Annotated in this window: 16 protein-coding genes; 5 read left to right on the top strand and 11 right to left on the bottom strand. The window is 74.6% G+C overall.

Features of this window, described 5'->3' with window-relative positions:
- The first annotated feature begins 129 nt into the window (after positions 1–129).
- Both ACFWJ4_RS35445 and ACFWJ4_RS35440 read left to right on the top strand, forming a co-directional pair.
- A complete protein-coding gene (locus ACFWJ4_RS35445) occupies positions 130–543 on the top strand; it encodes a VOC family protein (RefSeq protein ID WP_380352930.1) in 414 nt (137 codons plus the stop codon).
- 179 nt (positions 544–722) lie between these two features.
- Entirely contained in the window at positions 723–3,098 is a 2,376-nt protein-coding gene (locus ACFWJ4_RS35440) for an ATP-binding cassette domain-containing protein (RefSeq protein ID WP_380551813.1), read from the top strand.
- A gap of 30 nt (positions 3,099–3,128) precedes the next feature.
- Here ACFWJ4_RS35440 and ACFWJ4_RS35435 read toward each other — a convergent pair whose 3' ends face one another.
- The 5 genes from ACFWJ4_RS35435 to ACFWJ4_RS35415 all read right to left on the bottom strand — a co-directional run bounded on the left by ACFWJ4_RS35435 (position 3,129) and on the right by ACFWJ4_RS35415 (position 8,719).
- Positions 3,129–3,662: a GNAT family N-acetyltransferase gene (locus tag ACFWJ4_RS35435; protein ID WP_380551810.1), complete on the bottom strand. Its 534-nt coding sequence runs from the start codon at positions 3,660–3,662 to the stop codon at positions 3,129–3,131.
- Positions 3,663–3,792: 130 nt separating this feature from the next.
- A complete protein-coding gene (locus tag ACFWJ4_RS35430; protein WP_380551807.1) occupies positions 3,793–5,661 on the bottom strand; it encodes an endonuclease/exonuclease/phosphatase family protein in 1,869 nt (622 codons plus the stop codon).
- A gap of 225 nt (positions 5,662–5,886) precedes the next feature.
- A complete protein-coding gene (locus ACFWJ4_RS35425) occupies positions 5,887–6,840 on the bottom strand; it encodes a Gfo/Idh/MocA family protein (RefSeq protein WP_380551805.1) in 954 nt (317 codons plus the stop codon).
- Positions 6,841–7,052: 212 nt separating this feature from the next.
- Positions 7,053–7,736, bottom strand: a complete 684-nt coding sequence (locus tag ACFWJ4_RS35420; protein ID WP_380551802.1) for a hypothetical protein — start codon at positions 7,734–7,736, stop codon at positions 7,053–7,055.
- Positions 7,737–7,903: 167 nt separating this feature from the next.
- Complete coding sequence (locus tag ACFWJ4_RS35415; RefSeq protein WP_380551799.1) at positions 7,904–8,719, bottom strand: sugar phosphate isomerase/epimerase family protein; 816 nt, start codon at positions 8,717–8,719, stop codon at positions 7,904–7,906.
- 108 nt (positions 8,720–8,827) lie between these two features.
- Here ACFWJ4_RS35415 and ACFWJ4_RS35410 point away from each other — a divergent pair, with 108 nt between their 5' ends.
- The 3 genes from ACFWJ4_RS35410 to ACFWJ4_RS35400 all read left to right on the top strand — a co-directional run bounded on the left by ACFWJ4_RS35410 (position 8,828) and on the right by ACFWJ4_RS35400 (position 12,528).
- Complete coding sequence (locus tag ACFWJ4_RS35410) at positions 8,828–10,042, top strand: ROK family protein (RefSeq protein WP_380551796.1); 1,215 nt, start codon at positions 8,828–8,830, stop codon at positions 10,040–10,042.
- Between the two features lie 128 nt (positions 10,043–10,170).
- A complete protein-coding gene (locus tag ACFWJ4_RS35405; protein WP_380551793.1) occupies positions 10,171–11,169 on the top strand; it encodes a hydroxyacid dehydrogenase in 999 nt (332 codons plus the stop codon).
- Between the two features lie 3 nt (positions 11,170–11,172).
- Positions 11,173–12,528, top strand: coding sequence for a sulfatase (locus tag ACFWJ4_RS35400; RefSeq protein WP_380551790.1), 1,356 nt, complete (start codon positions 11,173–11,175; stop codon positions 12,526–12,528).
- 43 nt (positions 12,529–12,571) lie between these two features.
- Here ACFWJ4_RS35400 and ACFWJ4_RS35395 read toward each other — a convergent pair whose 3' ends face one another.
- From ACFWJ4_RS35395 to ACFWJ4_RS35370, 6 genes are all read right to left on the bottom strand, one after another.
- Positions 12,572–14,602, bottom strand: coding sequence for a hypothetical protein (locus ACFWJ4_RS35395; protein WP_380551788.1), 2,031 nt, complete (start codon positions 14,600–14,602; stop codon positions 12,572–12,574).
- Positions 14,603–14,619: 17 nt separating this feature from the next.
- On the bottom strand, positions 14,620–16,500 hold the full coding sequence (locus ACFWJ4_RS35390; protein WP_380551786.1) for a dipeptide ABC transporter ATP-binding protein: 1,881 nt from the start codon (positions 16,498–16,500) through the stop codon (positions 14,620–14,622).
- Complete coding sequence (locus tag ACFWJ4_RS35385; protein ID WP_380551784.1) at positions 16,497–17,348, bottom strand: ABC transporter permease; 852 nt, start codon at positions 17,346–17,348, stop codon at positions 16,497–16,499. The genes ACFWJ4_RS35390 and ACFWJ4_RS35385 overlap by 4 nt, the downstream gene beginning before the upstream one ends.
- Positions 17,345–18,304 carry an ABC transporter permease gene (locus ACFWJ4_RS35380; protein WP_380350662.1) on the bottom strand — a complete coding sequence of 320 codons (960 nt, stop codon included), beginning with the start codon at positions 18,302–18,304 and terminating at the stop codon, positions 17,345–17,347. The genes ACFWJ4_RS35385 and ACFWJ4_RS35380 overlap by 4 nt, the downstream gene beginning before the upstream one ends.
- Before the next feature lie 87 nt (positions 18,305–18,391).
- Positions 18,392–19,954, bottom strand: coding sequence for an ABC transporter substrate-binding protein (locus tag ACFWJ4_RS35375; RefSeq protein ID WP_380551782.1), 1,563 nt, complete (start codon positions 19,952–19,954; stop codon positions 18,392–18,394).
- Between the two features lie 49 nt (positions 19,955–20,003).
- Positions 20,004–20,801 carry a heparin lyase I family protein gene (locus ACFWJ4_RS35370; RefSeq protein ID WP_380551780.1) on the bottom strand — a complete coding sequence of 266 codons (798 nt, stop codon included), beginning with the start codon at positions 20,799–20,801 and terminating at the stop codon, positions 20,004–20,006.
- Positions 20,802–20,945 lie beyond the last annotated feature (144 nt).

Below are 20,945 nucleotides of genomic sequence, written 5' to 3'. Positions count from 1 at the left end.
CGCCGCCCCCCCCCCCCCCCCGGGGGCCCGGGCCCCCCACGGCCGCTTTACCCGACGGGATTCGCGGCCGCCCGGACCGATCAGGATTCGAGAAGCGCCCGGCCGGGGTGCGCGCCTAGCGTTGCGGTCATGAGCGACATCACCATTCACTGGACCTTCCTCCCCCACACCGACCCCGAGGCCTCCCTCGCCTTCTACCGCGATCTGCTGGGCTTCGAGGTGCGCAGCGACGTCGGCGGCGGCCCGATGCGCTGGATCACCGTCGGCCCCGCCGGCCAGCCCGACGTCTCCCTGGTGCTGGAGCCGGCGTCCGCCGACCCGGGCCGCACCGAGGAGGAGCAGCGGACCATCACCGAGATGATGGCCAAGGGCACCTACGCCCGGGTCGTCCTGGGCACCCGCGACCTGGACGGCGTCTACGACCGGCTGAAGTCGGGCGGCGCCGAGCTGGTCCAGGAGCCGACCAAGCAGCCGTACGGCGTCCGCGACTGCGCGTTCCGCGACCCGGCGGGCAACATGGTCCGCTTCAACGAACTGGGCTGAGCCGGGCCCACGGGCACCGGGCCCGCCCCGCCCCTCGTCGACCGCACCCGAAACCCGTTCGATCCCGGCCGGATCGATGGTTGGATCGAACGGTTCGAGCACACCGACGGCGGCCGCTGGGCGGGCCCGCCCAGCAGGCCCCGCCACAGACCGCCGAGAGCCAGGGAGCGAAGAGAACGATGCCCAAGCGGACGGACGCGCAGCCGCACGTCGCCGACAGCCACGACCTGATCCGCGTGCACGGCGCACGGGAGAACAACCTCAAGGACGTCAGCGTCGACATCCCCAAGCGCCGGCTGACGGTGTTCACCGGGGTGTCCGGCTCCGGCAAGAGCTCGCTGGTCTTCGACACCGTCGCCGCCGAGTCCCAGCGGCTGATCAACGAGACGTACAGCGCCTTCGTCCAGGGCTTCATGCCCACCCTGGCCCGCCCCGAGGTGGACGTCCTCGAAGGCCTGACCACCGCGATCATCGTCGACCAGCAGCGGATGGGCGCCGACCCGCGCTCCACCGTCGGCACCGCCACCGACGCCAACGCGATGCTGCGCATCCTCTTCAGCCGCCTCGGCACCCCGCACATCGGCTCCCCCAAGGCCTTCTCCTTCAACGTGCCCTCGATCAGCGGCGCCGGCGCCGTCACCGTCGAGCGCGCCGGCAAGACCGTCAAGGAGCAGCGCAGTTTCAGCATCACCGGCGGCATGTGCCCGCGCTGCGAGGGCCGCGGCACCGTCTCGGACATCGACCTCACCCAGCTCTACGACGACGGCAAGTCGATCTCCGGGGGCGCGTTCACCATCCCCGGCTGGAAGACCGACAGCTGGTGGACGGTCGGCGTCTACGCCAACTCGGGCTTCCTCGACGCGGACAAGCCGATCCGCGAGTTCACCGAGCAGGAGATGCGGGACTTCCTGTACCGGGAGCCGACCAAGGTCAAGGTCAACCGCGTCAACCTCACCTACGAGGGCCTGATCCCCAAGATCCAGAAGTCGATGCTGTCCAAGGACAAGGACGCGCTGCAGCCGCACATCCGGGCCTTCGTGGAGCGGGCCGTCACCTTCACCGCCTGCCCCGACTGCGCGGGCACCCGGCTCAGCGCGGCCGCCCGCTCCTCCCGGATCGCCGGGATCAGCATCGCCGACGCCTGTGCGATGCAGATCAGCGACCTCGCCGCCTGGGTCCGCGACCTCGACGAGCCCTCGGTGGCGCCGCTGCTCGGCACGCTCCGGCAGGCCCTGGACTCCTTCGTGGAGATCGGCCTCGGCTACCTCTCGCTCGACCGCCCCTCCGGCACCCTCTCCGGCGGCGAGGCCCAGCGGGTCAAGATGGTCCGCCACCTCGGTTCCTCGCTCACCGACACCACCTACGTCTTCGACGAGCCCACCACCGGCCTGCACCCGCACGACATCGACCGGATGAACCAGCTGCTGCTGCGCCTGCGGGACAAGGGCAACACGGTGCTGGTGGTGGAGCACAAGCCGCAGACCATCGCGATCGCCGACCACGTGGTCGACCTCGGCCCCGGGGCGGGCACGGCCGGCGGCACGGTCTGCTACGAGGGCGACGTGCCGGGGTTGCGCACCAGTGGCACGGTGACCGGCCGTCACCTGTCCGACCGGACGGCGCTGCGGGAGGACGTCCGCAAGCCCACCGGGAAGCTGGAGATCCGCGGCGCGGGCACCCACAACCTGCGGGACGTGGACGTGGACGTCCCGCTCGGGGTGCTCACGGTGGTGACCGGGGTGGCGGGCTCCGGCAAGAGCTCGCTGATCCACGGCTCGATCCCGCGCGAGGAGGGCGTGGTCTCCGTCGACCAGGGGGCGATCAAGGGCTCCCGGCGCAGCAACCCGGCCACCTACACCGGGCTGCTCGAACCGGTCCGCAAGGCCTTCGCCAAGGCCAACGGCGTGAAGCCGGCCCTGTTCAGCGCCAACTCCGAGGGCGCCTGCCCGACCTGCAACGGCGCCGGGGTGGTCTTCACCGACCTGGCGATGATGGCCGGGGTGGCCACCACCTGCGAGGACTGCGAGGGCAAGCGGTACCAGCCGGCGGTGCTGGAGTACCGCCTGGGCGGGCGGGACATCGCGGAGGTGCTGGCGATGTCGGTGACGGAGGCGGAGGAGTTCTTCGGCTCGGGCGAGGCGAAGCTCCCGGCCGCGCACCGCGTCCTGGAGCGGCTCGCCGACGTCGGGCTCGGCTACGTCAGCCTGGGCCAGCCGCTCACCACGCTGTCCGGCGGCGAGCGGCAGCGGCTCAAGCTGGCCACCCACATGGCGGACAAGGGCGGCGTCTACGTGCTGGACGAGCCGACCACCGGGCTGCACCTGGCCGACGTCGAGCAGTTGCTCGGGCTGCTGGACCGGCTGGTCGAGTCCGGCAAGTCGGTGATCGTGATCGAGCACCACCCGGCGGTGATGGCGCACGCCGACTGGATCATCGACCTCGGTCCGGGGGCCGGCCACGACGGCGGACGGGTGGTCTTCGAGGGCACCCCGGCCGACCTGGTCGCCGCCCGCTCCACGCCGACCGGCGAGGCGCTGGCCCAGTACCTGGGCTGAGCCGTACCCGAGCCGCGCCCGGGCCGCGCCCTACCCGGGCCGGTCCGCGCCCGCCCGGTCGAGCGGGAGGGCCATCTCCAGGATCCGCGCCGAGGTGTCCAGCACGTACGGCGTCTCCTGTCCCGTGTAGGCGAACCCGCGCCGCAGGTAGAAGGCGGCGGCGCGGGGGTTCGCCTCGTGCACCCCGAGCAGCATCCGCCCGGCGCCCCGGACCCGCGCCCAGGCGAGCACCGCGTCCAGCAGGGCGTCGGCGACGCCGCGGCCCCGGCCGCGGTGCGCCGGGTCCACCCAGACGCCGATCAGGTCGAGCGCGCCGGGTTGGCTCCGGTTCGGGACGGACAGCATGGTGGCGACCCACTCCCCCGCGGCGTCCACCGCGACCAGGCCGAGGCGGTCGGGCTCGTTGACCCAGCCGCACCGGGCCATCCACTCACCCTCACCGTGGCGGCTCGCGTCCTCGTGGGTCTCGCCGAAGGCCAGGGGCGTGTCGAGGAGTTGGGCCAGCCGCACCTTCCGCAGGCGCTGCCAGTCCGCGCGCCCGATCCGCTCGATCCGGTAGTCCATGGTCTCCCCGTCGCACGACGCCGCCTCCGCCGCCGGTGATCACCGGCGGCGGAGGCAGGATAGCCGTGCCGGGGTCCCCCGGATGGCCGAGGTCCCACGGCTCGATGCGGCCCTACGGCTCGATGCGGCCCTACGGCTTGATGCGGACCACCTGCGGGTCGTGGTCGCTGGCCTGCTGGGCGAACTCGGCGTTGATGTGCACCACGTCGTACTTGGCGTAGCCGACCTCGGGGCTGACCAGGATGTGGTCCAGCACCTGCGAGTTGCCCTGGTAGACGTACGAGTACTGCTCGGTCTCCGGCAGCTCGTTCACCAGGTCGCGCAGCACGCCGTCCTTGGTGAGCGCGCCGAGCGCGGGCGAGAACTGGTAGTCGTTGAAGTCGCCGAGGGAGACGACCTTGGCCTCCTTGTCGGCGGCCAGCAGCTGGGCGACGAAGGCCTGTTCCACGGTGGCCTGCTTGATCCGCTGCACCTCGGAGCTGCGGACCGGCTGCTGGAAGCGGCTGTCGATGCCCTGGTCGCCGCCCTTGCTGTTGAAGTGGTTGGCGATGACGAAGACCTTCTTGCCGCGGAAGGAGAACTGGCCGACCAGCGGCTTGCGGCTGTTGGTCCAGGCCTCGTCGTTCGGCTCGATCCGGCCGGGCGAGGCGGTCAGCGCGGTGCTCGCGCCGGTGCCGGTCACGCCGACGGCGGAGGTGGCGGCGCCGCCGGGGATGTCGGTGAAGGACACCCGCTGCGGGTTGAACAGGAACACCTGGCGGATGTTGCCGCCGGGCTCGCCGCCGTCCTTGCCGTCCTGCGGGTCGACCGAGCGCCAGTCGTAGGCCGGGCCGCCGGCCGCCTTGATCGCGGCGATGAACTTGGCCACGGTCTGGCTCGCGTCCACCGTGCCGTCGTTCTTGGCGCCGTTGTTGTCCTGGATCTCCTCCAGGGCGACGATGTCGGGCGAGCGCAGGTTGGTGACGACGCCCTGGGCCAGCTCGGCGAACTTGGTGTCCGGGTTGCCCGGGGCCAGGTTCTCCACGTTGTAGGTGGCGAGGGTGAGCTCGCGGTCGGTCGCCTGGGCGGTGACCTCGCGCTGGAGGTCGTTGTCCTTCAGCGTGCCCATGGTGCCGGCGACCAGGGTGTAGCCGCCGAAGTTGTTGTAGTCCAGCGGGCCGGTGGTGGTGCCGGTCAGCTCGTCGCCGACGTTGGCGACCGGGAAGGGCTGCTGGGTGACCGCGGCCTGCTGCTGGATCATCAGGCGGCCGACGTTGGGCTCGCGGTAGGACTCGTACAGGACGCCGCCGCGCTTGCTGCGCTGGTCCTGGCGGTCGGCGGCGACCCACAGCTCGTTGTACTTGTCGGTCGCCTGGATCACCCGGACGTCCTTGACCTGGACGAGCATGCCCTCCAGGGACTCGTAGAAGTCCAGGGTGTACTTCTCCGGGTTGAGCGCCACGCCGTCGACGGAGCCGTCCGCACCGGCCGGCGGGGCGTAGGTGCCGGGGATGTTGCGGGTGTCGACGACCACCGGGGCGGGCAGCGGGTTGCCGGCCGACAGGACGGTGACGCCCGGGGCGGAGATCTCGGTGAGGGACTGCGAGCCGCCGCCGAAGTTCGGGTAGTACTCGGTGACCTTGCCGCTGACCAGCACCGAGTCGCCGACCTTGACGGTCGGGTTGCCGCCGGTGAAGACGAAGACGCCCTCGCTGGTGGCCGGGTCGGCGTCCGGGTTCGGGTCCTGGAGCCAGAAGCCCTTGGAACTGCCGTACGCGCGCACGCCGGTGACGATGCCGGGCACGCCGGTGACGGGCTTGCCGGCCTGCGGGGATATCCGGGTGCCGCCCTGGATGTCGTGGATCCGCAGCGGGCCGACCTCGGTCGGGGCGGGGGTCGCGGGCGCGGCGGCGTTGGCCACCGGCAGCGGGACGAGCACCAGCGAGGCGGCCAGCGAGGCCGGGATCAGGGCGGCGCGCAGCAGGGCTCTGCGGGGGCGGGGTGCGGGGGCGGTGGTCACCGGGGCTGGACTCCTAGCTCCGTCGTGCGGCACTGGCGTGGCACGGCGGTCCGGGCGGAGGCGCGCTTCGAGCACGCGCTACTCGCGTAGAGAAGAAGCGGGGGACGGACACCCGCCCCCCGCGGCGCCCCTCAAGATACGCGCGTAGAAAATGCCCCGACAAGACCCTGCCGGTGAACTGTCGGTTCCCCGGAGATGACTTGACACCAGGTCAGCCCAGAATCCTCACAGCCCGCTCCCAGCCGACTCCCAGGAAGCCCCGATCCGCTCCACGACCAGCTCGCACAGCTCGTGGGTGCGCAGCGCGTCATGGGCGTCCAGGGTGTGCCCGGCGCGGACGGCCGCCAGGAAGGCCAGCACGCACTGCTCGATGCCGCGCTGCCGGGCCACCGGCACCCAGTCGCCGCGGCGGCGGACGGTCGGCTGGCCGCGGTGGTCGACCACCTCGGCCAGGTTGCGCACCTCGCGCTTGGAGTCGCCGCCGGAGACCTCCAGCACCTCCTCGGTGGAGCCGGAGACCCGGTTCATGATGCCCAGGGCGGTGAAACCGTCGCCGGCCAGGGTGAGGACGACGTGCTCGACCAGGCCGTCGCGGACCCGCGAGCGGACGTCCACGTGCTCGATCTCGCCGGGGGCCAGGAAGCGCAGGGTGTCCACCACGTGGATGAAGTCGTCGAACACCAGCGGGCGTGCCGCCTCGGCCAGGCCCTCGCGGTTCTTCTGCAGCACGATCAGATCGCGCGGGCGCTCCTTGGCCTGGACGTAGCCGGGCGCGTGGCGGCGGTTGAAGCCGACCATCAGCGAGCGGCCGGTGCGGTCGGCGAGGTCGACCAGCCGGCGGGCGCCGTCCAGGGTCTGGTCGAGCGGCTTGTCGACGTAGACGTCCACCCCGGCGGTGAGCAGCTGCTCGACGATCGGCACGTGCTGACTGGTCGCGGCGTGCACGAACGCCGCCCGGATCCCGCTGTCGATCAGGGCGCCGAGGTCGGTGAAGCGGTGCTCGGGGGCGATCCGGTGGGCCTCGCCGATCCTGTCCAGCTTCGCCGCGTCCCGGGTCATCAGCCGGACGTCCAGCCCCGGCAGCGCGGTGAGCACCGGCAGATACGCCTTCTGCGCGATGTCACCGAGCCCGATCACCCCGACCGGGAGAAGGCCGTCGGAAAGAGGGGTCGAATTCATCGGATTCTCCAGGGTACGGCGACACATCGGCCCCACCCTATGCACCGGCTCCCCCGCGCCACCAACCCGCCGCCGGCGCCCCCGGGACGGCCGGGGCGGATCGTGTCGGATCGGGGTGCGGGATCGGGGTGCGGGGTCGGGATGCGGGGTCGGGATGCGGGGTCGGGATGCGGGGTCGGGATGCGCGCCTCGCGCGGCGGGGCCCCGCGCGTTCACGCGTGGGCGCTGATCTCACCGCCGGCGGAGAGCACGATGGAGATGCCGTTGGCGTCGACGCCGACGTCGTGCTGGTCCGTCTCCAGCGTGCCGTAGACGGCGTTGTCGTTGCCGAGGATCTCCGCGCGGTACCGGAGCTCGCCGAGCTTGGTGACCTTGGCCGTCCAGCCGCCCGCCAGCTTGAAGGTGCCCGGTCCCTGGTGGCTCCCGCCCATCCAGGAGTGGATCCGGCCGTCCAGCGAGAGCATGACGAACATGCCGTTGGCGTCGAGCCCGTCGTCGTGCTCCTTCGTCTCCATGGTGGCGAGGACCTGACCCTTGTTGAGGATCCTGGCGACGTAGTGCATGTTGCCGAGGTCCTTGATCTCGGCCGTGCTGCCGTCCACCAGGGTCTCGGTGCGGACGCCCGAGGCCGTCTTGGGCGGCGCGGCCGGCGTCGTCGCGGCGCGCCCGGTGGGGGCGGCGGTCGGGGCGGTGGCGCCGCGCGTGGCGGGCGTGCCGGACGCGGCGGGCGTCGTGGCCGGTGCCGTGGCGGCGGGCGCGGTGGCCGGTGCGGCCGAGCCCTGGGTGTCCGAGGTGGGAGAGCAGGCCGTCGCGGCGGGAACCAGCAGGGCCGCGGCCAGGACGGTTCCGGCCAGCGTACGGGTGGCGGTCGCACGGCGGATCGTCGAGAGGGGCATGCGGGTTCTCCTGAGCGCAGTACGGGTGAGGAGCAGCCGGTGCGGGTCGTCCCTCCTGTGTGGGCCGGAGGGCGGGCGCCGGGTGCAATTCGAAACTAGTGCGAACAGTCGACGGAATGGAGCATTCCGTGTCACCGAACGGCAACGCCCGGACGGCTTCGCACCGGTCACGCCCCGTCAGGTACGGCTCCCGGCCCCGACACTCCTTCGACCGTTGCCGCGAGGAAGGCCGCGCCGGACGCGAGCAGCGGGGGCAGCGGGGCGGCCGCCGGGTGCCAGGGCGCCTCGTACTCCCAGCAGACCCAGGCGTCGGGCGGCAGCAGGCGCAGGCAGTCGGTGATCGGCAGGACGCCGGCGCCCAACGGGAGCGGGGTGCGGTCGTGCGGGCCGGCGATGTCCTTGACCTGCACGTGGCCGGGGTACGGGGCGAGCGCGGCCCGGGTCTCGGCGGGCGTCTCGCCCGCGAGGTGGGTGTGCATCAGGTCCCACAGGGCGCCCACGGCCGGGTGGGCGACGCGGGCCAGCAGCCCGGCCACCGCCCGTCCGCCCCGGTGGGAGTCGTGGGTCTCGACGAGCACCCGGACGCCCAGCGCACGGGCCTCCCGCGCGACCGCCGCGAGCCGCCGGGCACCCCGGTCGTCGGCCTCGGCCCGCGGACCGTCGCCGCCGCGCGGGAAGACCCGGACGGCGCCCGCGCCGAGGTCGGCGGCGAGCCGCAGGTGGGAGCGGAGCGCGTCGGTCACCGGGGCGTCCGGTCCGGGGGCGGCGACGCCGACGTAGGAGGCGAGCGCGAGCGGGGTGAGGCCGTGCGCGCGGAGGGTGCGGGCGGCGGCGCGGCGCTCCCCGGGGGTCATCGCCGGGTGGACCGACTCGCCCTCGGCGCAGCGCAGTTCGAGCCCGTCCCAGCCGTGGTCGGCGCCGAGCCGGGCGGCCTCGGCCAGCGGGAGCCCGGGGACGCCGAGCGTGGAGTAGGCGAGCGGCATGGCGGCTCCATGGCTTGTCGGGCGGCCCCGGACGGCCGGGCCAAGGATATATTCAAGCTGAGACAAAGTCCTGACCGCCCGGGCCCGACCCGGGCCGAGGAGCCCGCGATGCCCCCGAGCCGTACCCCCGCCACCGCCACGACGCAGACCGTCGCCCAGGTGAACCAGACCGTCCTGCTGGAGGTGCTGCGGCGGCACGGCACGCTGTCCCGGCAGCGGCTGGCCGCCGAGAGCGGGCTGAGCACCGCGACCGTGCACCGGCTGGTCGAGGTGCTGCGCGCCGAGGGGCTGGTGGAGGTGGAGACGGAACGGGCGCCGTCCAGCGGGGGCCGGCCGCCGCAGCTGATCCGGTACAACGCCCGCGCGCAGACCGTGCTGGCGATCGCGATGCGCCCGCGCCGAATCGTCGGCGTGGTGGCCGCCCTGGACGGCACGGTGCTGCACGAGGCCGAGCACCACTGGGCACTCCCCGGCCCGGACCGGCCGCGGGAGATCGCGGCCGGCGACCTGACCGGCCCCCTGCTCGCGCTGGTGGACGGCCTGCGGGACTGGGCCGGGCGGCACGCGGGGGCGGCACGCGCCCTCGTCGTGGGCGTGCCCGGGGTGGTCCGGGATCGCACCGGGCTGGTGGAGTTCGCGCCCGCCCTGGACTGGCCCGGGCTGCGGCTGGGCGTGCTGCTCCAGGAGCGCTACGGCGTCCCGGTGGCGGTCGAGAGCAACGTCAACCTGGTCGCGCTGGCGGTGCGGCAGTCGCCGGCCGCGTCCGGCGTGGGCGACCTGGCGGCCGTCGTGGTGGGCATCGAGGTCGGCGCCGGGATCGTGCTGGACGGCCGGCTGCACCGCGGCCGGCTGGGCGCGGCCGGGGCGCTGGGCCATCTGATGTCCGGCCACGCGGCGCTGGACCGGCCGCTCGGACGGACCGGCGACACCCAGGCGAGGATCGGCGACCACGCGGTGGACCGGCGGATCACCGAGGCCGGCCTGACGGTGTCCGGCACCCCGGCGGAGCGGGTGGCGGGCCTGTTCCGGCTGGGCCGCGAGGGCGATCCGGCGGCGGTCCGGCTGATCGGCGAACTCACCGACGACCTGGCGCTGGTGGTGGCCAACCTGAGCGCGGTGCTGGCGCCGGAGCTGATCGCCCTGGGCGGGCGGCTGTTCTGGGAGAGCGGGGGCGAGCTCCCGGCGGCGATCGAGAGCCGGCTGCAGGGGCGGGTGCCGGTGCTGCCGCGCCTGGTGGTCGTGCACAGCACCACCACCGAGCTGGTCGGCGCGGCCTCGGCGGCGGTGCGGCTCGCGGACGGGGCGACCTTCATCACCCGCTGAGGCCCGCGGGCCACGCGTTACGGGCACGACGCCGGCACGACGTCGGCACGACGTCGGCACGACGAAACCCCCACTATTTCTCACTGTGATAGAAACTCCTTGTGCGTCAGCGACCCGAGGAGAACCGGATGCCCACCGCCGCCTTCGCGATGGACCCGGAGCGCTTCCCCGACGTGTACGGCCCCCGGGCGCGCGCCCGGGTCGCCGCCCGGGCCGAGGTGCTGGCCGACCCGGCCTCGCCCGACGGGGTGTGGAGCGCCGAACGGCTGGCCGCCGCACCGCAGGCGCTGCGCGACGTCGAGGTGCTGTTCACCGGCTGGGGCGGCCCCGTCCTGGACGCCGCCGCCCTGGCCCGGCTCCCCCGCCTGCGACTGGTGCTCTACGCCGCCGGCTCGGTGCGCCGGATCGCCGACGAGGCGTTCTGGGCGGCGGGCATCCCGATCGTCACCGCCGCGCACGCCAACGCCGTCCCGGTCGCCGAGTTCACCGTGGCCCAGATCGTCTACGCCCTCAAGGGCGGCTGGCGCCACGTCCTCGCCGCCCGGGCCGCCCGCGCCGCCGTCCCGGCCGCCCGCACCCCGGGCGCGTACGGCTCCACCGTCGGCGTCCTGTCGCTCGGCGCGACCGGGCGGCTGGTCTGCGAGATGCTGCGCGGCTACGACGTCGAGGTCCTCGCACACGATCCGTACGCCCCGGCGCCACCCGGGGTCCGGGCCGTCGGCCCGGAGGAGCTCTTCGCCGCCGCCGACGTGGTGAGCGTGCACACCCCGCTGCTGCCCGGGACCCGCGGCCTGGTCGGCCGGCGGCTGCTGACCTCGATGAAGCCCGGCGCCACCCTGGTCAACACCTCGCGCGGAGCCGTCCTGGACGAGCCCGCACTGCTGGCCGTCCTCGCCGAACGACCGGACCTCTTCGCCGTGCTGGACGTCACCGACCCCGAGCCGCCGCTGCCCGGCTCGCCGCTGTTCACCCTGCCCAACGTCGTCGTCACCCCGCACCTGGCGGGCAGCCGGGGGCTGGAGCGCCGCCGCCTCGGCGATCTGGTCGTCGACGAGTTCGAGCGCTGGCTGCGCGGAGCGCCGCTGCGCCGGGCGCTGGACCCGCACACCTACGAACGGATGGCCTGACCCGTGCCCGACCCCCTGAACCGGAGCGGCCCGGACGTGGTGCTGATCCTGACCGACCAGCAGACCGCCGACGCGATGAGCGCCGCCGGGAACCCGTACCTGCGCACCCCCGCGATGGACGCGCTGGCCGCCGCCGGCACCCGCTACCCCAACGCCTACTGCGCCCAGCCGCTCTGCACCCCCTCCCGGGCCAGTCTGATGACCGGCCGCCTGCCCAGCACGGTCGGCGTGACCGGCAACACCGGCGGCCCCGAGGACCCGCTGCTCGGACGGCTGTTCACCGAGGCCGGGTACGACTGCGGCTACGGCGGCAAGTGGCACCTGCCCGAGCTCGACCTGCCCGCGGACCGGGGCTTTCGCCGGATCCACCCGGCGGGCGGGGACGACGCCGGACTCGCCCGCGCGGCCGCGGAGTTCGTCCGCGCCCCGCGCGAGCGGCCGTTCCTGCTGGTCGCCTCCTTCCTGGAGCCGCACGGCATCTGCGAGTGGGCCCGCGGCCAGGACCCGCGCACCGGTCCGCTCCCTCCCGCGCCGCCCGTCCCGCGACTCCCGCCGCTGCCCGCCAACTTCCCGGTCGGGCCGTACGATCCGGCGCTGCCCCGGCTGGCCAGGCTGGCCCAGCCGCACACCCACCCGACCGCCGAGTGGCGGGAGGACGACTGGCGCCGCTACCGGCACGCCTACTACGCCCTGGTGGAGCGGGTGGACCGGCACATCGGACTGCTGCTGGAGGCCCTGGCGGAACGCGGCACGGACCGCGGGACCGTGGTGGTGTTCAGCTCCGACCACGGCGACGGCGCGGGCGCCCACCGCTGGAACCAGAAGTGGGCCCTGTACGAGGAGTGCGTGCGGGTGCCCCTGGTGGTCTCCGCGCCCGGGGTGGCCGCCGGCGCCGTCGACGAGCGGCTGGTCGCGGCCGGGCTGGACCTCATCCCGACGCTCTGCGACCTGGCCGGCATCGAGGGGCCCGACGGGCTGCCAGGCCGCAGCGTCCGCGCCCAGCGGCCGCACGACAGCGTGGTGGTCGAGACCCGCTGGGAGATCCCCGGCTTCAACAACGCCCTGGGCCGGATGGTCCGCGCCGGGCGGCACAAGTACGTGTGCTACGCCTGGGGCGACCACCGGGAGCAGCTCTTCGACCTCGCGGCCGACCCCGGCGAACTGGTCAACCTCGCGGTCGACGCCCGGCACGCGGCACTGCTCGACCGCTTCCGGGCCCTGCTGTCCGAGCACTGCGCGGAGGTCGCCGACCCGTTCGCGCGCTTCGTCCCGCGGGCCGCCGAGGAACCGTCGGCCGCCGGGGAACCGCAGGCCGCCGGGGAGCCGCGGGCCACCGGGGGCCCGCACGCCGCGCACTGACGCGAACGGGCCGGCCCGCCCGGGCCGGCCCCTCCCCCGCCGTTTACGGCCGGACGGCGATCAGTTCGCGCCCGCGCAGCGTGTAGAGCACCCCGTCCTCGTCCGCGGCCAGCCGGGCGCCGCTGTACCACTCGGCGTCCAGCTCGACCAGCACGGTCGCGGCCAGGGTGTCGCGGTCCAGCCGGAACAGGGTGCGCTCGCTGACCCCGTACAGGGCCCCGCCGAGGGCCAGCAGCCGCGGGTTGGCGCCGGACACCGCCCCCAGGTCGGCGCGCCGCCCGATCACGGGGGTGAACCCGCGCTTCCCGGAGCCCCGCAGGTCGACGGTGAACGCCCGGCCGTTCACGGTGAGCCCGTACAGGGTGTGCCCGTGCACGGCCAGGCTGCTGACGCCCGCGCCCAGGTCGGTCGCGGTGCGCCACAGTTCGCGGCCGGCCACCGGGTCCCAGCCGGCCAGGTCGCCGCGCGGGCCGGTGGGCCGGGCGTTGTCGCCCCCGAGGAAGGCCTGTCCGCGCCCGGCGGCCACGGCGCGCACCATCTGCTCCGGGCCCAGCGGGTCGGTGTGCACGGTGGGCCGGCCGCTGCCCGGGCGGTAGGTGACGAAGGAGCCGCCGCCGGTGGTGTCGGCCTGGACGCCGAGCAGCAGCAGGCCGCTGTCGGGGTCCCGGCGGATCACCTGGGGCCGGTTCTGCTCCTGGGGCAGCGCCGCCTCCTCGACCGGTGCCCGGTCGACGCCCGGCCGGTAGCGCCAGATGCCCTGCGAGGAGTAGACGCCCAGGTAGAGGGTGCCGTCGTCGAGGACCAGGGTGTCCTTGGCCTCGCCCGGCACCGGGAGCTTGTGGACGGTTCCGGCGGCCAGGTCGTGCAGGGCAATCGAGCCGTTGCCGCCGACGTAGACCCGCCCGGCGCGGGCCGCCACCGACATGCCGAGCTGGGGGGCCGCGGGCGCGCCGGCCTCGACCAGGTCCCGGGTGGTGACGGCCCCGGTGCCGAGGTCCAGGGTCCACACGGTGCCGCCCTCGGTGACGCCCGCCAGGGTGTCGCCGAGCCGGCCGAGGCCCCAGGAGTTGCCGTCCGGCACGGGCACCGCGAGCTGGTCGAGGGCGCCGGTGGCGAGGTCGTGGCGCCACAGCACGCCGTGCTCGGTGGAGGTGAACCAGAGGGTGTCCCCGCGGCGCTGGAAGTTGGTGACGCTCTTGGTGCCGGGGACGGCGAAGGAGCGCAGCACCCGGTGGCCGGCCGGGTCGAGGAGCGCGACGTGGGCGGGCGCGCCCTCGGTGGAGACGGCCAGCAGGTCGTCGCCGAGGACGGTGATCCGGCGGATGATCGTGTCGCCGCGCAGGTCGGGCGGGGTGATGTCGGTGACGGCGCCGGTGGCCCGCTCGACGGCGTACAGGCTCGCCCGGGTCGCTCCGCCGCCGCCGGCGAGGTTGCTGCCGACGCCGAGGTAGGCGTGGGTCGCGGTGGCCGCCACGGCGCGGCCCTGGGTGGCGCCCGGCGCCGGGGAGGCGACCTCGGTGACGGCGCCGGTGGCCGGGCTCCAGGCGTAGAGGCCGGGACCGGCGGCCCGGCCCTTCTGCCGTCCGGTCGCGTAGACCGTCCCGTCCGGTGCGACGGCCACGTCGCGGACGTCGGCGCCGGGGACGTTGCCGAGCGCGGTCAGTGTGCCGTCGTAGCGGTAGAGGTTGGCCGCGCCCGGGGCGTCGGTGACACCGAGGTGGAGCACGCCGTCCCGGGCGGCCGAGCCCTGGACGAAGTTGCCGGTGGGCAGCTCGACGGTGGCGGTGACCCGGCCGGTCGGCAGGTGGTGGCCGATCACCCGGGCCGGGGCGAGGTTGCGCGAACCGATCCACAGGGTGTCGCCGATCAGCGTCGCGCTCATCAGTGGGAAGTCGCTGTTCCCGGGGCCGAGTTCGGTCACGTCCGGTCCGCAGGACGGCCGGGTCGGCGGCCGGGTCGACGGCCCGTTCGGCGGCGCCGCGACGGCGGTCCCGGCCGGTCCGAGCACCGAGAGCGCAGCCACCGCACCGGTGCCGAGCAGGAGTTGGCGACGCGAGGGGGGCACGGCAGGCATGGGGCTCCAGAGTCCGGTCATGGGCGGGTCGGGCCGGGGGCGCCGGCGGCGGCCAGCAGCTCCCGGGTGTACGGGTGGGCGGGGGCGGCGAACAGCTCGGCGGCGGGGGCCCGTTCGACCACCCGGCCGTGCCGAAGCACCAGCACGTCGTCGCACAGGTGCCGGACCAGCGCGAGGTCGTGCGAGATGAACACCAGCCCGACGCCGTGGTGTTCGCGCAGTTCGGCGAAGAGGTTGAGGATCTGCGCCTGGACCGAGACGTCCAGCGCGGAGGTCGGCTCGTCGGCGACCAGCACCTGCGGGCCGACGGCCAGGGCCCGCGCGATCGCGACCCGCTGGCGCTGGCCTCCGGAGAGCCGGTGCGGCCGGGCGTCGAGCACCGCCTCCGGCAGGCCGACCAGCTCGCACAGCCCGCGCGGGTCGCGGTCCCGCAGCCCGTGGGCGGCCTGCGGTTCGGCCAGCGCCTCGCGCACCGTCATCCGGGGGCTGAGCGAGGCGTACGGGTCCTGGAAGACCAGCTGCACCCGGCGGCGCAGCTCGCGTTCCTCGGCGCGGTCGGCCTCGGCCCAGGACCGGCCGTCCACCCGCACCGTCCCGGCCTGCGGGCGCACCAGCCCGAGCAGCGCGCGGGCCAGGGTGGACTTCCCGGAACCGGACTCGCCGATCACCCCGACCGCGCGGCCGGGCGCGGCGCTCAGGCCCACGCCCTCCAGGGCGGGCGGTCGGCGGCGGCCGTAGCGGACGGTGAGGCCGTCGGCGACCAGGACGGGCTCGGCGGCCCGCTCCGACCGTCGCGGCCCGCCGTCCTGACGCTCCGTCACTACAGCTTGGGGCACCGGGAGATGGCAGGCGAAGCCGGAGTCGGCCGCACCGGTCCACTGCGGCGCCGAGGCCGTGCAGCGGTCGGCGGCGGCCGCGCAGCGCGGAGCGAATGCGCAGCCGTCCGGTGCCCGGCCGGCCGCCGGCGGGCGTCCGCCGATGACGGCGAGCGGAGCACCGGGCGGGCCGTCCAGCCGGGGCACGCCGGCCAGCAGCCCGGCGGTGTACCGGTGCCGGGGTGCGGCCAACAGGTGCGCGGTGGAAGCCCGTTCGACGATCCGTCCGGCGTACATCACCTGGACGGTGTCGCAGCTGCGGGCCACCACGCCGAGGTCGTGGGTGATCAGCAGGACGGCCGTTCCGGTCTCGTCACGAAGCCGGACCAGCAGGTCCAGGATCTCCACCCGGGTGCTCGGGTCGAGCGCCGTGGTCGGCTCGTCGGCGATCAGCAGGTCCGGGCGGTTGGCCATCGCCATGGCGATCAGCACGCGCTGGCGCATGCCGCCGGAGAACTCGTGCGGCCGGTCGCGGTAGCGGCGTGCGGGCTCGGCGATGCCGACCAGGTCGAGGAGTTCGAGCGCCCGGTCGCGGGCGGCCCGGCGGCTCGCGCCGTGCACCAGGGCCGCCTCGGCGAGCTGGCGGCCGACCGGCATCCGGGGGTTGAGGTGGGCCAGCGGGTCCTGGAAGACCATGCCGATGCGTCGGCCGCGCACCGCGCGCACGGCGGGTTCGGGCAGGGCGAGCAGGTCGGTGCCGTCGAACCGGACGGTGCCGCCGGTGGTGCGGCAGCCCGGCGGCAGCATCCGGTTGACGGCCAGCGCGGTGAGGGTCTTGCCCGAGCCGGACTCGCCGACCAGGCCGAGGATCTCGCCCGGCCGCACGGTGAAGTCCACCCCGCGCACCGCCTCGCCGCCGCCCGCCGTCACGCGCAGGCCGCGCACCTCCAGCAGCGGTGGGCCCGGCACCGCGGCGGCGGTCGGGGCCCGGTCGGTCCCGGTCGTGGTCACCGCATCGGTCATGGCCACCGCATCGGTCGTGGTCACCGGATCGGTCGTGGTCACCGGATCAGTCGTGGTCACCGCAGTCTCTCCCGGTTGAACGAGTCGGCGAGCAGGGTCAGGCCGAACACCAGCAGGCCGAGCAGGAGGACCGGCGCCAGGGCGTAACCCGGGTGGAGGAAGAGGTACTTGGAGCCGGTGTTGATCATCGTGCCGAGCGAGGGGGCGGGCGGCTGGATGCCGAGGCCCAGCACGCTCAGTCCGCCCTCGGTCTTGACGGCGTGCGCCATCGCCACGGCCAGCAGCGCGGTCGTGGCGTCGACGACGTTCGGCAGCACGTGGCGGCGCAGGATCCGGCCGCGCGGCACACCGAGCACCCGGGCCGCCACCACGTGGTCGCGGGCCAGCTGGGCGAGCAGCGCGGCCCGTGCCTGGCGGCCGAAGGAGGGCACCGCGCTGAGCACGATGGTGGCCACCACGGTGCCCAGCCCCGGGCGCACCAGCAGGGCGAGCGCGAGTCCGAGCAGGACGCCGTGCAGGCCCAGCAGCAGGTCGAACAGCCGCTGGACGGCCTCGCCCAGCAGCCGGTTCAGCCCGCCGAGCAGTCCCAGCGCGGTGCCGAGCACGGCGGCCGCCGGGACGGCCAGCAGGCAGACCAGCAGCTCGGTGCGGATCCCGGCCAGGGCCCGGGCGAGCAGGTCGCGCCCGACCTCGTCGGTGCCCAGCAGGTGGGCCGCCGACGGCCCGGCCAGGGCGTCCGGGCCCTGTCGGTAGGGGTCCGCGGCCAGCAGCGGGCCGAGCAGCCCCAGCAGCACCACCAGGAGGACGAGCAGCGCGCCGGTGCGGCCGCGCCGGGTGCGCAGCGCGGCCGGGAGCGCGGGCGGGGCGAACCGCCGCCGGCGCACAGCGGGGGTGGTCGTGGCGGTCACCGGTCCTCCCCGGTGCCGGCGCGGGCGATCCGCGGGTCGAGCCGGCCGACCAGCAGCTCCGAGCCGAGCTGGACGAGCACGGCGACGGCGACGGCGAGCATGATCAGGGTCTGGGCGACCGGGTAGTCCCGCTGGTTGATGGCGTCCAGCAGCAGCTGGCCGAGGCCGTGCCGGGCGAAGAGCTGTTCGGCGACCACCGCTCCGCCGAGCAGCTCGCCCAGGTGCAGGCCGAACTCGACGAAGAACGGCGCCAGGCTGTTGGGCAGCACATGGCGGGCCAGGACCCGCCGGGGCGAGGCCCCCTTGGCGACCGCGGTCAGCACGAACTCCTCCTGGCGGGTGCGGCGCAGCTCGGTGGCGAGCAGCCGGGCCAGCACCGCCGAGCCCGGCAGCGCGAGCGCCACCGCGGGCAGCGCGAGGTACTGGACGGCGAGGTCCGGCGCGGCGAACAGGTCCCGCTCGCCGCCGGCGGGCAGCAGGCGCAGCAGCACCGCGAAGACGAAGACGAACAGCACGGCGGTGACGTACACCGGCAGCGCCAGCAGGGCGGTGGCCAGCGGGTCGAGCACCCGGGCGAGCCGGCCGCGCCGTTCGGAGGCCAGGGCGACGCCCAGCAGCAGGCCGAGGACCAGCATCAGCAGGCCGGCGGCGAGCGCGAGCTGAACGGTGCTGCCGACGCTCTGGCCGATCAGGCGGGTGACCGGTTCCCGGTAGTGGAAGGAGCTGCCGGGATCGCCGGTGAGCAGCCCGTGCAGCCAGCCCAGGTACTGGACGGGCATCGGCCGGTCCACGCCGAGGCTGTCGGCGAGCCGGTCGCGCTGCTCCTGGTCGGCCTCGGCGCCGAGTGCGGCGGACACCGGGTCGCCGGGGGCGAGGCGGAGCAGCAGGAAGACGGCGACGGAGGCGAGCCAGAGCGTGGCCAGCGCGCCGGCCGCCTTTCTGGTCCAGTAGGGCACGGGGGTACTCCGGGTGGTCGGGCGGGCGGGGGCCGCCGTCCCAGGACGGTGGGGGTCGCCCTGGGACGGCGGTCGCGTTGCGGCGCGTCAGGCGGTGCGGCGGGTGTCGTCGAGCCGCAGGTAGCCGAGCGCGCTGGTGGCCACGCCGTGGACCGAGGAGGCGAAGGCGTAGGTCTCCCAGGCGTGCGCGAGGGTGATGTGGAAGGACTCGGCGAGCAGGTACTCGGACAGTTCGTGGTTGACGTCGGCCCGGGCCTGTTCGTCGGCGGCGGCGAAGGCGCGGGACTGGAGTTCGGCGTAGGCGGGGTCGGTGACGTGCGAGGTGTTCCGGCCGACCTGGAGCGGGCCGGAGACGGTGATCCCGCTCAGCGGGGAGACGCTGACCATGCCGTGGTTGGCGATGAACAGTCCCTCCAGCGTGCCCTGCTGGATCTTCGGCTGGAGCGCGGCGTTGTCGAGCAGCTGGACGTCGACGCCGAAGCCGGCCTGCTCCAGGTCGTACTTGACCAGTTCCACGAGGGAGGCGAACACCGGCGAGTTGGCGGCGGTGAGCGGCACCCGCGTGCCTTCCGCACCGGCCTCCCGGAGCAGCCCGCGGGCCTTCTCCGGGTCGTGCGGGTAGCGGGTGACCTGGTCGGGGGTGACGCCGGGGGTGTTGGACGGCCAGGGCAGGCTGCTCGCCTCGGCGTGGCCGCCGTACACCTGGGCGACGATGCGCTCGCGGTCCACCGCGTACTGCAGGGCCTGGCGCACCCGGCGGTCGTCGAAGGGCCTGCTGGTGGTGTTCACGCCGAGGAACGCCTGCTGGTAGGAGGACTTGGCGGACTGCACGGCGAAGCCCGGGTTCCCGCCCAGCACCTTGAGGTCGCGTCCGGGCACCGCGCCGATCAGGTGGGACTGTCCCGACTGGAGGGCGGACAGGGCGGCCTGGCTGCTGGTCACCGACCGGACGGTGATCCGCTCGAAGCGGGGTCGCCCGCTCTGCCAGTAGTGGTCGTAGCGGGCCAGGTCGAGCTGGTTGCCGCCCTTGAACGACTGCCAGGTGAAGGGCCCGGTGCCGTTGACCTTCTCGGCGGCCTTGCCGTCGACGTAACTGCGGGCGTCCACCACGGGGTTGAAGGCGAGCGCGTCGAACAGGTTGCTGGTGGGCCTGGCGAGGGTGAGCGTGACCTCGTTGCGGGCGCTCGCCCTGATGTCGGCGAGCCGTTCCAGCAGCGGCTTGACCTGGGAGGACTTGGCGGCGCCGGTGAGCGAGAAGACGACGTCGTCCGGGTCGAGCGGGCGGCCGTCGTGGAAGGTGACGTCCTCGCGCAGCTTGAGCACCAGCCGGGTGCGGTCGGCGCTCCACTCCCAGGAGGTGGCGAGCCAGGGCACGGGCTGCAGCGTCTGCGGGTCGAGGTCGACCAGCCGGTCCAGCACCAGGTTGACGAACACCGGGGTGTCCGGGCCGCGGTGGAGCAACTGGGTGGGGTCGGGGGCGGCGCCGTAGACGATCTGGAGGTCCGGCGCGGAGGCGGTGGCGGAGGCCGCGGCCCCGCCGGCGGCGTCCTCGGTGGCCGAGCGGCAGCCCGCCGCCAGCAGGGCCGCTCCGGCGCTCAGGCCGAGGAAGCCTCTTCGGGGCAGGCCGCGATGACGGGCTGCGTCGCTCATGGTGGTGCTACCTCTTCGGTTCTCGGGGTCCGGGGTCCGTGCGCGCGGGTCAGTACCTGGTCACGACGACGCTGTCGCTCCAGGCCACCACGTCGGGGCCGCCGGTCGGGTAGGGGATGTTCTTGGCCGGGTTCCAGTTGGCCCGGTAGATGCCGGTCTTGAAGTACGGCGACTGGTTCTGGTGGTAGTTGTTGAGGCCGCTGTACGCGCCGACCTGCGCGCCGTCCCGGAACACGGTGACGGCACCGGGGGTGGTGTCGGTGGACCAGGTGATGTCGAAGGCCCACTGGTTCCAGTGGCCGAACTGCACGTCGCCGAGCGGGATCACCGCCTCCTGGACGGTGCTGGGGTCGGACAGCCAGTGCACCTTGAGCCGCCAGCTGCCGTCCTTGACGGTCAGGGCGATCGGCGGCTTGGTGTCGCTGCCGTCCGCGAGCGGGTAGCCGTGCCACTGGGCGACGATCGTCTCGGTGGGGGTCCGCACCCAGTCGGCGGGCAGGTAGTCGGCGAGGGCGAAGCGGTAGCTGCCCCAGCCGAGGGAGTTGACGGCGACCTCGGAGCGGTAGGAGACGCCGTCGTTCGGCACGGCGAAGCGGGCGGCCAGGCCGCTGCCGCCGGCGGGGGCGCCGGCCACGGTGATGCTGCCGTTGCCGTCGACGCGCTGGCGCGTCCAGGCGGAGACGGTGCCGGATTCGAAGTCGTCGGCGAAGACGTCGGTACCGGACACCAGGGCGGGAGCGGCGGGAGCGGCAGGGGCGGGGACGGCGGCGTGGGCCGGGGCGGCGGCGGTCACGGCCAGGGCGGCGGTGAGCACGGCGCCGGCGAGGCGGCCGGGGAGGCGGGACATGGTTCTTCTCCTTCTGGAGGTTCGGGGACGGGCGACCGGTGATCCGGGCCGGTTTAACCCCCGCGGGGTGAAACGGCCCCGCGACATGGTTCGGCCGGTCCCACCCAGGTCGGGGTGGAGCAGGCCCACAGGGCGTTCAGCAGC

The sequence above is a fragment of the Kitasatospora sp. NPDC127067 genome (assembly GCF_042724755.1).
Classification (GTDB): domain Bacteria; phylum Actinomycetota; class Actinomycetes; order Streptomycetales; family Streptomycetaceae; genus Kitasatospora; species Kitasatospora lactacystinica.
Note: the sequence above shows the minus strand (reverse complement) of the source record. Positions and strands in the feature narration are given on the sequence as shown.

What these genes read in the sequence shown, in the direction of transcription:
- ACFWJ4_RS35445 (WP_380352930.1), top strand. Translation starts at nt 130, where the DNA reads ATGAGCGACATCACCATTCACTGGACCTTCCTCCCCCACACCGACCCC.
- ACFWJ4_RS35440 (WP_380551813.1), top strand. Translation starts at nt 723, where the DNA reads ATGCCCAAGCGGACGGACGCGCAGCCGCACGTCGCCGACAGCCACGAC.
- ACFWJ4_RS35435 (WP_380551810.1), bottom strand. Translation starts at nt 3,662, where the DNA reads ATGGACTACCGGATCGAGCGGATCGGGCGCGCGGACTGGCAGCGCCTG.
- ACFWJ4_RS35425 (WP_380551805.1), bottom strand. Translation starts at nt 6,840, where the DNA reads ATGAATTCGACCCCTCTTTCCGACGGCCTTCTCCCGGTCGGGGTGATC.
- ACFWJ4_RS35420 (WP_380551802.1), bottom strand. Translation starts at nt 7,736, where the DNA reads ATGCCCCTCTCGACGATCCGCCGTGCGACCGCCACCCGTACGCTGGCC.
- ACFWJ4_RS35415 (WP_380551799.1), bottom strand. Translation starts at nt 8,719, where the DNA reads ATGCCGCTCGCCTACTCCACGCTCGGCGTCCCCGGGCTCCCGCTGGCC.
- ACFWJ4_RS35410 (WP_380551796.1), top strand. Translation starts at nt 8,828, where the DNA reads ATGCCCCCGAGCCGTACCCCCGCCACCGCCACGACGCAGACCGTCGCC.
- ACFWJ4_RS35405 (WP_380551793.1), top strand. Translation starts at nt 10,171, where the DNA reads ATGCCCACCGCCGCCTTCGCGATGGACCCGGAGCGCTTCCCCGACGTG.
- ACFWJ4_RS35395 (WP_380551788.1), bottom strand. Translation starts at nt 14,602, where the DNA reads ATGCCTGCCGTGCCCCCCTCGCGTCGCCAACTCCTGCTCGGCACCGGT.
- ACFWJ4_RS35375 (WP_380551782.1), bottom strand. Translation starts at nt 19,954, where the DNA reads ATGAGCGACGCAGCCCGTCATCGCGGCCTGCCCCGAAGAGGCTTCCTC.
- ACFWJ4_RS35370 (WP_380551780.1), bottom strand. Translation starts at nt 20,801, where the DNA reads ATGTCCCGCCTCCCCGGCCGCCTCGCCGGCGCCGTGCTCACCGCCGCC.